Genomic DNA, 13,767 nt, shown 5'->3' with positions numbered 1-13,767 from the left:
TATGACAACTTCTGTAAAAGTGGATCCGTTTACACTGGAAATCGTTAAAGATTCTCTTTTGGCAGCTGGGGACGAGATGTTTGTGGCCCTTGCTCGCACATCCATGAGTCCTATCATTTACGAAGTACTTGACTATGCCAGCGGTTTGACTGATGCACAGGGAAATCTTCTTACTCAAGGCAATGGTGTTACCGGATTTATCGGAATGCTTACCTTTATGGTAAAGGAAACACTGAAGAAATATCCTGGCGATAAGCTGAAGCCTGGAGATGTTATTATCATCAATGACCCTTATAACGGAGGAGGATCCCATCTTTCCGATGTTGGACTTGTTATGCCGATTTTCTATGAAGGTGAACTCATTGCCTTCTCGGCAAACAAGGCCCATTGGACAGAGGTCGGCGGGAAGGATCCCGGCTCATTTACAAACGATGCCGTAGACATTTTTCAAGAAGGCCTTCAATTCAATTGTATTAAATTATATGAAGAAGACCGCTTAAATGAAGGCATTGTTGAAATTATTCGCTCCAACGTCCGCTTTCCGGACCTGTCATTAGGGGACATGTGGGCGCAGGTTGCCGCCTTACGCACAGGCGACCGCCGATTAAAAGAACTTTGTGAAAAGCATAGCAAAGAAACTATTCTGACAGCTATTAATTACTTATTGGATCATGGAGAGATCATTTCTCGACAAGAAATTAAAAAGCTGCCAAAGGGTGTTTTTGAAGCGGAAGATTATATTGATACAGACGGCATGGGCAACGGACCATTTAAAATTAAAGTAAAGGTAACGATTACGGATGACGAATTTATTTGTGATTTTCGGGGAAGCCATCCACAGGTGCCAGGCCCGATGAACTGTTCCTATACAGGACTCATGTCAGCTGTGCGATCTATTTTCCTGGCTATAACAAACCCTGAGCAAGATGTGAACGATGGAGTGTTTAGGCCACTTCAGGTACTTGTTGACAAAAAATCAATTATGTCTGCCGAGCGACCAGTTCCGGTCTCTAACTATTTTGAGACGCTCTTAGGAAGTTTAGACTTAGTCTGGAAAGCTTTGGCGCCACACTTGCCAGAACGGCTGACTGCAGGACACCATTTGTCCGTTTGTGCCGTAACATTGTCTGGTAATCACCAAGATACAGAGGAACCTTTCCTTATTGTTGAACCTTCTGTTGGAGGATGGGGTGGAGGCGCTGGACAAGATGGCGCTTCAGGTCAGTTCTGTATCGCAGATGGTGAGACGTATAACGTTCCGGTCGAAGTAGCGGAAACACGTTATGGTGTTCTTATTGATGAATATAGTCTTCGCCAGGACGGCAATGGGGCAGGTGCAGGTGAATACATTGGCGGAAAAGGGGTCATCCGTGCTTATCGCGCATTATCTGATAACCAGGCCGCCACAGTTACCTTTGGCCGCAATAAATTTTATCCGTGGGGAATGAACAAAGGCCATGAAGGTTCGCCAAACGAGTTCTATGTTCATAAGGCAAATGGGGAGATAGATGGACCATATGGTGTTTATCCGCGGTACAAGCTTCAAAAGAACGATGTGGTACGCCTGATGACAGGAACAGGAGGCGGTTATGGCAGTCCGTCCAAGCGTCCAGCCGCCCAAGTGGCCAAGGATGTGAAAAATGGTTATTTCACTGTCGAAGAGGCAAAAGCACACTTCCTCGTTGACATCGACCCGGATACTTTTGACTATCAAGAGCTGCCAGGCAGACTATCATAATTGGAGGCATTCATATGGATATTAAAGAACCAAAAGTCACAAAAGAAATTGTTCAAACCCTTTTTCAGAATCAATTCCAAGGCACGGAAGTAAAGTTCGGTTTTGTTTCCATCCCAGCCGGAGAGCGCCTTCCCTTAGAAGGAACGGGTGTTCATGAAGAACATGAGTATTCGTATATTCTCAAGGGCACTTTAGCTGGTGAGAGCGGGGGACAGCCTTATAAAATTAATGCGGGGGAAGCGTCTTATATTCCTGCTGGAGAGCACCATTGGTGTGTCAATGAAGGGGAAAGTGCTTGCGAATTGATCTATGCATTGGTGAAAAGTTGATAATAAAGTGAAAAATAGAATAGGAAGACATAGGTGCTTCCTATTCTATTTTTATACCATAAAAAGGATGTGAAAGGATGGAGCAAACGAATACAGTGGAAGTGACAAAGAAAACAAGTTCAGAGGGATTCATGAGCCAAGATCAGGCATTGGATTCTATCCCCGAATCTGCTCGGCAGCATTGGCTGACTCCAGCGATGATTTTTGGCGGATTAGAATTTACCATTCCAGTTTTAATGGTTGGCTCTACATTAACCGGAAGTTTTGGGTTGTCAAAAATACTTTTCATACTTCTCATTTCATTATTCGGCATTCAATGGGTTGGAAATACCTTGCAAGGATATATAGGCGCGAAAACAGGGCGCTCTTCTTCTGTTATTTCCCGTTCCAGCTTCGGTGATGTTCAGGCAAAAGTCATTGTTGGATTTACCATTTTTATCGTTTCACTTGGCTGGTGGGCATTGCAAACGGCTGTTGCGGGAAATGCGATTTCTGCGATGTTGGGCATAGATTACAAGGGTAATTGGGTTGGCTGGGCGATTGTCACTGTCATATGCGGATTACTTTTTGCATTGCCGTCTATCATCGGCTACAGCTCGATGAAATGGACAGATTATATCGCCGTTCCCGCTGGCCTTATTTTAATAGCTGGGGGAATATACTACGCATTAAGAAATACAGGCTGGGAGGCGATCGCTTCATGGCATCCAGAACCTACGATGACAATATGGGCTGCCATTAGTTTAGTGATCGGAGTAAATGTTTCTCAGTGGGTCATTGCCTCGGATTATACACGCTATGCAAAGCCCACCTGGAAAGACAATATTATTATTCCGAGTGGCATTATATTCGTGGGTTTTCCTCTTTTCATTGTTGGGGCTATAATGGCCGTAGGAGTGGGGGATGCCGATATCGTGAATGTTATGATGGGCATGGGTTTTCCTATTTGGGGCTTTCTTATTTTATGGTTTGCGACTTGGACATCGCAACTTGTCAATAACTATAGCATGGGATTAGCTTTAGCAAATATTTTTAATGTCAACTCCGGGAAAGGGAGAGCACTCCTCACACTTCTTGGCACGATTCTGGCAATTATTGTCGCGCTATTAGGAATACTTGAACATTTTATGGACTTCTTATACTTAACAGCCTTGCTTTACCCAGCTATAGGAGGCGTCATGATGGGTGATTTCTTCTTTATTCGCAAACAACAGTGGGAGGATTGCAGAGGGTGGAACTGGATGGCCACCATTGCCTTACTTGCGGGAATCGTTGTCGGCTATCTTACACAATATGTATCCCCATGGGGGCTGCCAGCCGTTCAATCCCTCCTTATTTCCCTCGTTGTGTACATCGTTGCAATGAAGATAAAAAAGAACGTAGCGCCGGATCAGTTTACAGCATAGCCCTATGTTAACCAAGAATTATCACCTATTTAATAGTAAGTAAAGAACATACCCATGAACAAACGAAATAAAAAGCCGGTCCCTTTAAAATAAAAGGTGGCCGGCTTTTTTTCTAGCCTATGCTATTTGAAATAATGAGCAGGGGAGCTAAGGTATTTTTCTCCTGTTCTAGGGACATTCATTTCATCAGGCATTTTTAAAAACAAGGTTTATTCAGGAATATATGGATAGTATGAGGGAAATATAACATGTGGCAAGGAATAAAAAAACTTTGGAGGATCGTTCATGAAAAATAACCAATCCAATCATCAAAGCCAGACGAATGAAGAACACGAAAACACATTAACGAATCGGCAGGGTCATCCTGTGACGAATAATCAAAATATGAGAACGGTTGGAAATCGCGGTCCAGCCATGTTAGAGAATTATGATTTTATTGAGAAAGTCAGCCATTTTGATAGAGAACGGATTCCAGAGCGCGTCGTGCATGCGCGTGGTGCCGGAGCCCATGGCTATTTTGAGGCCTATGGAACAGCTGGAAAGGAACCTGTTTCAAAGTACACGAGGGCGAAACTGTTTCAAGAAAAAGGCAAAAAAACGCCTGTTTTTGTACGTTTTTCGTCAGTTATCCATGGAGGGCATTCTCCGGAAACGTTGCGTGATCCTCGCGGCTTTGCCGTGAAATTTTATACAGAGGATGGGAACTGGGATCTTGTCGGGAATAACTTGAAAATTTTCTTTATCCGTGATGCGATGAAGTTCCCGGATATGATTCATGCATTTAAGCCTGATCCAGTGACGAATATCCAAGATCCAGAGAGGTTTTTTGACTTTTGTGCAAGCTCTCCGGAATCTTTCCATATGGTGACTTTTGTTTATTCTCCTTGGGGAATTCCTGCGAACTATCGCATGATGCAAGGTTCTGGAGTGAACACGTACCGCTGGGTTAACAATGAAGGAAAAGCAGTCCTCGTTAAATATCACTGGGAACCGAAACAGGGCATTAAAAACTTGACGATGAAAGAAGCGGGCGAAATTCAAGCTACAAACTTTAATCATGCTACACAAGATTTATATGAAGCTATTGAGCGCGGCGAATATCCGGAGTGGGAGCTTCTTGTACAAGTCATGAGCGATGAAGAGCACCCTGAACTTGATTTTGACCCGCTGGACTGTACAAAATTATGGCCGGAAGATCAATTCCCATGGCTGCCGGTGGGCAAGATGGTTCTAAACAAAAACCCGGAAGATTATTTTACTGAAGTGGAACAAGCTGCATTTGGCACAGGTGTGCTTGTGGATGGCCTTGATTTTTCTGATGATAAAATGCTGCAGGGCAGAACATTTTCTTATTCAGATACACAGCGTTATCGTGTCGGACCGAATTATCTTCAACTGCCGATTAATGCGCCGAAAAAGCGGGTGGCTACCAATCAGAGCGGCGGACAGATGCAGTATAAAGTTGATCATCCAAATCCTCATATCAACTATGAACCATCCATACTGGACGGCCTGAAAGAAGCCAAACAGCATGGCAAGGAACATACGCCACATGTGGAAGGGAATATTGTACGCGAGTCGATTGAACGGACGAACGATACAAAACAGGCAGGCGAAACGTATCGCCAATTCGAACAGTGGGAAAAGGATGAATTGATCGCAAACCTTGTAGCCGATCTTTCACGATGCGACCAGCGCATTCAAGATAAAATGATTTCTTATGCGGAGGAAGCAGATGAAGAGTATGGCCGCCGTTTAAGAGAAGGATTAGCCAATGCGCCAAAGGGAGGCTCTACCCGTAAGCCACTTGGAGATAACCATGCAGAGGATGCTACCAAACAAGCTGTAGAAAAAGGGCATGACGCTGATCCATACTAAATAGCTGAAAAAAGCCATAAACGAAATGTTTATGGCTTTTTTTTCGAGATTTGCAGAGGAGAAAAAACTGCCTTCTTCTGAAGATTCTTGCCTACACTTTAGTGTCGGCATAGCAGCTTGCATGCAAATATAACCAAGGAAGAAACCGAAGAGTGATCGATCGTTGTCTAAGCCTTTGGATGCTCTATTTTAATGGGCAATGTTAGTGAAATGTAAGAAGAAACGTTACTCTTTAAATTGTGCAAAAGAGGCTATTCAGAAAGGATGTCATCAGTTTGCTTGCTATATGACGCTTCGGAAGCATATGTTTCCGGTATCATAAGACCAGTAAAAAACGCTTAATCGAGTATTCAGAAATAGAGAAAAAGCTATAAGGGTTCATCTATACTGCTTATCGGTTATCATACTTCACAGACTATGAACTAAACATTGTAAAAAGAGACCGAATATAAAGCATAACTTGACTATAAATAAAACCTTGTATTATATTAAATCATATAAGTCTTATAGGAATTTAGGATTTTTTGTTCTAAAACTGACTGACTTGTCAATCAATAAAGGAAAGAAGGGAAAGATAATTGGCAAATACAGATCGCAGAGAGGAACTTTTGCACGCAGCTCTTGAGATTTTCGCTACTAAAGGCTATCATGCCACGAAAATTTCGGACATTGTAAAGCAGACAGGGGTTGCACAAGGGACCTTTTACTGGCATTTCAAAAGCAAAGAGGAAATTGCATTAGAAATTATCGGTACAGGGAAAGAAAATTTGCTTGCAGCGATCCACCAGGGGTACAGGCAAACTTTTGGGACAACCGATGATATGATCAAATCTTCTACAGCTCTTATGAAGAGGATTTTCACTTTTGCCGAGAAAAATCGCAATCTTCTAACTCTCCTGTTAATCAAGGGACAAGGAGCAGATCCTGTAATTAGAGAAGCGGTTGCAGACACGGTTATAAGTATTGAAGAGGCATTCAAAAAAAATATTGAAAGAGCGATTGAGCTGGAGATGCTAAATTCTAATCATAATGTTGATTTGCAAGCCAACATGTTAACGAGCCTTGTCATAGGCACACTGTCAAAATGGCTGTTTGGACCGAAGAACGACCTTAGCTATACACCGACCCTTTCTGTCGATGAGATTACTAGGGAATTAGTCGATTTTGAATTTTTTGGTTTGATTGGCCAAAGGAGGGAAACAGATTGACTGTTATTAAACAAGAAAATAAAGAATTCGGTATTTTTAATCAGATGGGCAAACAGGTAGAGGGAGCCTTTGCTCCTAATTCAAAGGGGCTTTCTCCAATCGAACTTCTAGAAGCTTCTTTAGGCATGTGTCTTGTTATTTCTCTGCAAAGAATGTTTGAAAGGGACGGCATAACTGTATTAGATCATGAATTTTCAGTGGAGGTATCTGCCAAGAAAGCCCTGGAGGGTCCTTCCCGTGTAGAGAGGTGCAAGGTGGCTGTTACATTTCCGGAACATTTCACCGCTGAGTACAAAAAAAAGCTAATCATTTCGGCGGAAAGGGCATGCACCATAGGCAATACATTAAAACAGGGGTTAATGATTGATATAGAAGAGACAATATAACATGTTTGTTGTTTAGAATTTTCAATCTTTCGCTTAACTAAAATAAGGAGATTTTAAGATGGAAAAGAATGTACGAAAAATTCCTCAAGCCCAGACAGATGATTTTGCTGTGACCTCTGTGCCGGCAGAACAGAGAAAATCGTCTGTCAATATTGCTATTACAAGTTGTGCCTGGATTATTTCATTGTCGACGATTGTGACGGGCGGGGCTCTTATTCAAGGGCTAAATTTTAAGAATGCGATTTTTGCAGCTATATTCGGCATGTTAATTTTAGCTGTTTATGGATTTTTTCAAGGGGTAATGGGCGCTAAATATGGAATTTCAACTACGGTTCTGGCCCGTCAGGCTTTTGGACGTTATGGCGCGAGCCTATTCGGGATTGTATTGGCTCTAACCCTTGGAGTTGGATGGTTTGGCTGGCAGGTTGCTTTTTTTGGGACGACCATTTCTGAAATGTTTCCAAATGTTTGGCTCGCACAGCCTGAGGTGGCTATCGTTTGGGGAGGCATCTTAATGATGTGTACAGCCTTTATCGGTTACCGCGGACTTGCTGCCTTAAGCTTTATTGCTGTTCCCTTAGTTGTCATCTTATCGATTTGGGGGATTGTGAGTGCTGTCAATTATTCTGGAAGCTGGCATGCTTTATTATCATTTGAGCCAGCAGGCGATCCGATGACTGTTTTCGCGGGAATTACGATCGTCGTTGGAAATGCAGCCTTGGGTGCAGTAGTCTTTCCGGATGTAACGAGATATGCCAAAAGTGCGGCTTCCGGCGGCATTAGTGCATCTGTCGGTTATTTTCTTGGAGGGGTTTTCTGTATTATTGCTGGGGCCGCAATGGCCATTGCAGCCCAAGTTCCTGATATCGGGTCTACACCAAACATCCCAGCCGCCATGAGCAAGCTAGGACTAGGATTTTTTGCCTTTTTGATTTTAATTTTTGCTCAATGGACAACAAATGACAACAACTTATATACCGGCTCTTTAGGTCTTCGGAATGTTGTGAAAATCCCTAAAAAAGTCTTGGTTATTTGTATGGGGGTTATTGGGATCCTCATTGCGCTCATGGGTATTCAAGATATGTTTGTGCCATTCTTATCGTTCTTAGGGTTATATGTTCCCCCGATTGCAGGTGTAATGATTGCGGATCACTGGATTGTAGGGCCTAAGATTCGAAATAAGAAATATGAATTTGGGCCAGGATCGGCGTATTCGGGATTAAACATTGCGGCGATTGTATCTGTAGTGATCGGTGGTTTTGTTACTTCTAAATTATCATTTGGTATTGGACCGATTAATTCTACTCTTCTTGCTTTCTTAATTTATATTGTTCTTACTTTTATTTTGAACAAATTAAACCTGCATTACGAGCTTGGAGAAGTAAAGGAAGAGTCATCTGGATTTTAAGCGAATAGAAGGAGGAAAAGCTTCATGGAGAAACAACAAAATCAATGGGTGTTCGGAGTGGATGTCGGTGGAACGTTTACCGATTTAGTGGCTATCGACAGACACGGTAAAATGGTTTCAACTAAAACTCCTTCAACACCTGATCAATCAGATGGTGTCATGAATGGAATTAAGAAAGTCTCCGAAATCATTGGAGTGGATATAAAAGTTCTTTTAGCGAACAGTCCATTAGTTGTCCACGGAACAACTGTAGCGACAAACTCATTACTAGAGTATAACGGTGCGAAAGTAGGGTTGCTTACGACAGAGGGATTCCGTGACGAAATTGAATTCCGCCGTGCCTATAAGGAAAGCGTATTTTCTCCGCGCCTTCAGGCGCCCTTTCAAATTGTTCCAAGAAGATATCGAGTGGGGATCCCTGAACGTCTAGATCATGCGGGAAAAGTAATCAAAGAGTTAGATGAAGCAGCTGTACGTCAGGCCGTCCGCGACTTTGTTGAGGAGGGAATCGAGGCTATTGCGGTATGCTTCCTATTCAGCTTCATGAATCCTTCCCACGAAAGCCGGGTAAGAGAGATTATCCAGGAAGAAGCTCCTGGTATGTTTGTTTCCTTATCTTACGAAGTGTTGCCACAAATTCGGGAGTTTGAACGCGTCAGCACGACCATTGTAAATGCCTTTACAGGGCCATCAATGCAAAGCTATTTAAACCATTTGGATGAACGTCTCCGTGCAGACGGTTTTACAGGTGAATTATTTGTTATGCAATCAAATGGAGGAGTCCAAAACGTCTTACAGAGTGGGAAATTTGCGGCCGGCGCTCTTCTCTCAGGGCCGGCAGGAGGGGTGACAGCCGCTTCCTTCATTGGAGAAAAATCAGGGTACGAAAATGTCATCACTGTTGATATGGGCGGAACAAGCTATGATGTCTCGGTGATCGAAAAATTAAATCCAGCCATTACAACTGAAAACTGGATCAGCCGTTACCGTGTCGCATTGCCAATGATGGATATCCATACAATTGGCTCTGGAGGTGGAAGCATCGCCTGGATTGATAATGGTGGAGCCCTGCAAGTTGGGCCTAGAAGTGCAGGGTCAACTCCAGGCCCTGCTTGTTATGGAAGAGGGGGAGAAGAACCAACTGTTACAGATGTCAATGTGTTCTTAGGCTATATTAATCCTGACAACTTCCTGGGAGGGGAAATGAAGCTTGACCGTTCGTTAGCTGAAAAAGCTATTCGCACACGCATTGCAGACCCGCTTGGCATTTCAACAGTAGAAGCGGCCCTTGCCATCTCGCAAATCGTAAATAGTGATATGTCGAATGCTGTCCATTTTGTGACAACACAGCGCGGACATGACCCGCGCAACTTTGCCTTAATGGCCGTTGGTGGTGCAGGAGCCATTCATGCTGGAAAACAGGCAGAAGATCTTGGAATCAATACGGTGATTGTTCCCTCTTTAGCTCCTGTTTTTTGCGCACTCGGTGATGTCGCAGCAAATCTAAAGGTAACAGAACTGAGAACCCGCTTTGAAAGCATGAACCAAGTGGATCTTCAAGCGATGAATGCTGATTTTGAAAAGATGGAACAAACAGCTCGTGAAAAACTAGGCGGACAATCCGTAACGGATCAGTATGAAACTCGTCGTTATATTGATATGCGCTATGCAGGAGAGGTGCATGAAGTTACTGTGCCAGTAAAATCAAGAACTCGCCGAATTACGGAGCTGAACCTTGAAGCAACGGTTACCGATTTTCATGAGCTTCATGAAAGAATGTTTGCTCACAAAGATCCAGGTCACGAAATTGAAATTTTAAATCTTCGCCTTGACCTTGTAGGGGTGAGAGAGCCGTTAAAGTTGAAAGAGGAGCCTTTCCAACAGGAGGACCCTGCTCAAGCACAAACGGGTGAGCGCGAGATGTATTTTGACACGGAGCCGACGCGGACGCCTATTTACGACGGTTCCTTGCTGGAACCAGGAAACCTGATAGTTGGGCCCGCGATTATCGAACAGTGGGGAACAACGATTGTCGTTTACCCGGGGCATGAGGCTTTGATCGATTCTTACCGCAACTGTGTCATTGAAGTCAAACACTCTCCTGCCCAGCAAAGGAGTGGAAATGAATGATCCAAGCGCAAATTTTATACAGCAAGCTACAGTCCATCGGCAGAGAAGTGGGAGATAATTTGCAACGAATTTCCCGCTCTCCCTTGTTGTCCCAGGATCGGGCGTTTGCTACAGCCATTTTTACCAATGAGTTAAAAATAGCTATTCAACACCAATATGAGCCAGAGCACTTATTTGCCTTAAAAGAAAGTGTAGAGAACCTGTTTGACTATTTTTCTTTTGATATTGCGGATGGGGATGTATTATTGGTGGCTGATCCCTACAGCGGTGGAACGAAAGGGCAATCTTTGACGATGGCAGCTCCTTTATTTGTAGAAGGAGAGCTCGTCCTTTTTCCTGCTATTCGCGCACAAATGATGGATCTGGCCGGTGAATACCCGGGTGGTTTTCATCCGGATGCTTTTGAGGTATGGCAGGAAAATATGCGTATTACACCGATCAAGCTTTATAAACAAGGGGTACTGCAAGCGGATATTTTACGGTTTTTATTATCTAACAGCCGCATACCTACTTCCTTCAAATCGGATTTAGAGACAATGTACACATGCTTGCGCGGAGCTCAGCAACAACTCAAAAAACTTCTTGGCAGCTATGGGCAGCAGAAAGTAGATGCATCCATTGAAAGCATTTTTCAATACAGTCGAAAACGAGTGGAGCAACATTTATCACAGCTTCCCAAAGCAGGGATGAAAGCTCTGGTGGAATTTGAAACGACACAAGGAGATAAAAATGCCATCGATGTGAGCATTACCATTCCGAACAACGCTGTTGAAATTGATCTGACTGGCTCCTCCATGCAGTCAACGAAGCCTATTAATTCCCCGATAGCTTTGACAAAAGCATTTTCGGTTTGGCCGTTTCTCGCAACGATTGCCGATGAACTCTCGATTAATGAAGGTACGCTGGAACCGTTTAACATCAAAACAAAGGCCGGAACGATACTAGACCCACAATTTCCAGCAGCTACTGCTTTAGCACCAAGCATGACAGGGCATTTTCTTGCTGAAGCGATCTATCGGGCTATTCAAAATGGCCAGGGTCCGACAGAGGAATTTCCCCCGATTTACGGAACTGGTCCACAAGCCATTTTCTATCCTGAGCTTGGGACAAGAGCTGAAACCCAATCGATTGTCCTTGTCCCTGGATATCCTTCCACGGATAAAGGTTTTGGACCGCCTGCTTTATTTGGACAGAGGCTGCTTGTGTCGGCGGAAGAGTTAGAACTTTATCATGGCTTCAAGATAGTTTCTCGCGAGTGGACGGATAGGAAGGAAGAGTTGAAAGTCTCCTTGCTGAATCAGGATGAGGATGTTTATTTTAACTTGATTTTACCTTTTAGTGAAGATGGGGACTATGGATCTGTTACAAGAGAGGGAGAAGGAAAAGAAACGTTTTATCAAAGTATAGTCAATCAACATGTGAAGAAAGGCGATCTCCTCGTCTTTACATACCCCGGAAAGGAGGAGCAATGATGATAAACCAAGAGGTAATCTTGTCACAGGTGGTTGGAGGCTCACTTGATGCAATTGCGCGAGAAATGAGCGCAACGGTTACGAGAACAGCGCGTTCACCACTTTTTAATGAAGCACATGATTTTACAACAGGCGTGTTTGATCTTTCCGGAAAGAAATCCCGGCTCGTTGCACAAGCTCCTGGATGTACTTTGCACTTGTATGCAGTTGTAGGGGCAGTTGATCATTTATTGGATGCTTTTCGGTATGATCTTCATCCAGGCGATATTCTGCTTGTAAATGATCCGTATCATGGCGGCTCACACAGCCTTGATTGGACGATTGTCATGCCAGTTTTTTATAATCGAAAGCCGATTCTGCTGCCAGCCGTACGCAGTCACATGGGAGATAATGGCGGACCGGTTGCCGGCGGATACAATCCGCGCTCACAAGATATTTGGCATGATGGGCTTCGTATCCCACCGTTAAAAATTTATGAGCGTGGCGAGAAGCGGAGAGATGTATTTGATTTAATCATCGCCAATAATCGTCTTTCTCATTGGCTTGAAGGAGATTTAAATGCGATGATTGGCGCTTGTAAACTAGCTGCTAGCCGAATTCAAACAATGCTCGATAAGTATAGCGATGAAAAGGTAATCAAGGCCATCGATCACCGCATTCAATATACAGAAAAACGGGTTCGCGATGAGATCGCCAGCTGGCCGGACGGCACTTATATTGGAGAAACGTTTGCCGATCATGACTTCCAAGGGAATCGTGACATTAGAGTTAAGGCAACCGTGACTGTGAGCGGCAGTGATCTTCATATCGACTTTACTGGATCTTCGCCACAGGTAAAGGGCTTTATCAACAGTCCGCTCTCTAATACTACTTCATTTGCTTTTGTTGGAATATCGACTTGTTGTGAGGAGGACATTCCAGTTAATGAAGGGTATATGAACCCGGTGACAGTAACGGCGCCATTAGGAACAGTGGTTAATCCACGCCTTCCTGCTCCGTGTGGGCATGCGACCGCTTGTGTAGGAGCAGAGATTGCCGAGGCTGTGCTCCAAGCCCTTTCCCAATGTGCTCCTACCCGTGTAGGGGTTAATGCTCATAAGTTGCCACTTGCTTATTCTCATGGAAAGTATGATGATGGCAAACCGTGGGTAAATTTGAATTTTTACGGCTACACGGGCGGTGCGGGAGCTGCTTATGAAACAGACGGCTGGGGCCTTTATCCTCCTGTAATGACCGGGGTTATTCTCCCGTCGATTGAAATGAATGAAGTTCAGTATCCAAGCCGTGTCTTAAAGCACGAATATACTAGTGATTTTACGGGTGCTGGCCGCTGGAGAGGCACACCTGGACTAGATGTACAAATTCAGCATTTAAAGGAAAGTGCCACAAGTGTGATGATGGCAGGAGTACGAAATACAACAAAAGGCTACTGTGAGGGCCTTCATGCCCCGGCAAACAAAGTGATTGTCAATTATGGAACAGAAGAAGCACAGGAAATTGATGAAACGGCTTTTGAAGTGAAAATGCCGGCAGGGGGGATTATCCAGTTTTACCGAGCCGGCGGCGGTGGCTGGGGAGATCCATTTGAGAGGGACCCGGAAAAAGTGTTAGAGGATGTCTTAAATGAATTTGTAAGCATAGAATCCGCATGGCGCGACTATGGGGTCGTCATCGACGCTAAAACGCAAACGATTAACTATGCAGAAACCGAACGCATCCGTGCTTCTCGTTTGTTATAAATAAATTCTGCCAGGAGAGAAAAGAGCGGACTAAAATGGGTGTATAAAAAGCCTTTTTAGTCCGCATTTTATT

At 43.9% G+C, this 13,767-nt stretch carries 10 protein-coding genes; all 10 read left to right on the top strand.

The window, feature by feature from the left end; translation table 11 throughout:
* The first annotated feature begins 1 nt into the window (after window position 1).
* The 10 genes from MKZ02_RS15240 (at window position 2) to MKZ02_RS15195 (ending at window position 13,694) form a co-directional block, all read left to right on the top strand.
* Window positions 2–1,738, top strand: coding sequence for a hydantoinase B/oxoprolinase family protein (locus tag MKZ02_RS15240; protein WP_120030931.1), 1,737 nt, complete (start codon window positions 2–4; stop codon window positions 1,736–1,738).
* 14 nt (window positions 1,739–1,752) lie between these two features.
* Window positions 1,753–2,067 (top strand): cupin domain-containing protein, encoded by a 315-nt coding sequence (locus MKZ02_RS15235; RefSeq protein WP_120030933.1) that lies wholly within the window; start codon window positions 1,753–1,755, stop codon window positions 2,065–2,067.
* A gap of 131 nt (window positions 2,068–2,198) precedes the next feature.
* The gene (locus MKZ02_RS15230) at window positions 2,199–3,473 is read left to right on the top strand and encodes a cytosine permease (RefSeq protein ID WP_445324339.1); all 1,275 of its coding nucleotides are present in this window, start codon (window positions 2,199–2,201) and stop codon (window positions 3,471–3,473) included.
* A 285-nt stretch (window positions 3,474–3,758) separates the two neighbouring features.
* The gene (locus MKZ02_RS15225; protein ID WP_120030935.1) at window positions 3,759–5,351 is read left to right on the top strand and encodes a catalase; all 1,593 of its coding nucleotides are present in this window, start codon (window positions 3,759–3,761) and stop codon (window positions 5,349–5,351) included.
* Window positions 5,352–5,929: 578 nt separating this feature from the next.
* Window positions 5,930–6,559 carry a TetR/AcrR family transcriptional regulator gene (locus MKZ02_RS15220; RefSeq protein ID WP_340854315.1) on the top strand — a complete coding sequence of 210 codons (630 nt, stop codon included), beginning with the start codon at window positions 5,930–5,932 and terminating at the stop codon, window positions 6,557–6,559.
* Window positions 6,556–6,945, top strand: coding sequence for an OsmC family protein (locus tag MKZ02_RS15215; RefSeq protein WP_340854314.1), 390 nt, complete (start codon window positions 6,556–6,558; stop codon window positions 6,943–6,945). Before MKZ02_RS15220 ends, MKZ02_RS15215 begins: the two co-directional genes overlap by 4 nt.
* A 58-nt stretch (window positions 6,946–7,003) precedes the next feature.
* Window positions 7,004–8,353: a cytosine permease gene (locus tag MKZ02_RS15210; protein WP_340854313.1), complete on the top strand. Its 1,350-nt coding sequence runs from the start codon at window positions 7,004–7,006 to the stop codon at window positions 8,351–8,353.
* Between the two features lie 24 nt (window positions 8,354–8,377).
* Complete coding sequence (locus MKZ02_RS15205) at window positions 8,378–10,483, top strand: hydantoinase/oxoprolinase family protein (RefSeq protein ID WP_120030944.1); 2,106 nt, start codon at window positions 8,378–8,380, stop codon at window positions 10,481–10,483.
* On the top strand, window positions 10,480–11,955 hold the full coding sequence (locus tag MKZ02_RS15200; RefSeq protein ID WP_340854312.1) for a hydantoinase B/oxoprolinase family protein: 1,476 nt from the start codon (window positions 10,480–10,482) through the stop codon (window positions 11,953–11,955). Before MKZ02_RS15205 ends, MKZ02_RS15200 begins: the two co-directional genes overlap by 4 nt.
* A complete protein-coding gene (locus tag MKZ02_RS15195; RefSeq protein WP_340854311.1) occupies window positions 11,952–13,694 on the top strand; it encodes a hydantoinase B/oxoprolinase family protein in 1,743 nt (580 codons plus the stop codon). Before MKZ02_RS15200 ends, MKZ02_RS15195 begins: the two co-directional genes overlap by 4 nt.
* The last annotated feature ends 73 nt before the right edge of the window (window positions 13,695–13,767 follow it).

Source organism: Pseudobacillus sp. FSL P4-0506 (assembly GCF_038003025.1).
Classification (GTDB): Bacteria; Bacillota; Bacilli; order Bacillales; family Domibacillaceae; genus Pseudobacillus.
This window is presented reverse-complemented; position numbering and strand designations above follow the sequence as displayed.

Bases quoted from the DNA above. Each gene is read 5' to 3' on its own strand.
- MKZ02_RS15205 (WP_120030944.1), top strand. From the start codon at position 8,378: ATGGAGAAACAACAAAATCAATGGGTGTTCGGAGTGGATGTCGGTGGA.
- MKZ02_RS15200 (WP_340854312.1), top strand. From the start codon at position 10,480: ATGATCCAAGCGCAAATTTTATACAGCAAGCTACAGTCCATCGGCAGA.
- MKZ02_RS15240 (WP_120030931.1), top strand. From the start codon at position 2: ATGACAACTTCTGTAAAAGTGGATCCGTTTACACTGGAAATCGTTAAA.
- MKZ02_RS15225 (WP_120030935.1), top strand. From the start codon at position 3,759: ATGAAAAATAACCAATCCAATCATCAAAGCCAGACGAATGAAGAACAC.
- MKZ02_RS15210 (WP_340854313.1), top strand. From the start codon at position 7,004: ATGGAAAAGAATGTACGAAAAATTCCTCAAGCCCAGACAGATGATTTT.
- MKZ02_RS15195 (WP_340854311.1), top strand. From the start codon at position 11,952: ATGATGATAAACCAAGAGGTAATCTTGTCACAGGTGGTTGGAGGCTCA.
- MKZ02_RS15230 (WP_445324339.1), top strand. From the start codon at position 2,199: ATGAGCCAAGATCAGGCATTGGATTCTATCCCCGAATCTGCTCGGCAG.
- MKZ02_RS15235 (WP_120030933.1), top strand. From the start codon at position 1,753: ATGGATATTAAAGAACCAAAAGTCACAAAAGAAATTGTTCAAACCCTT.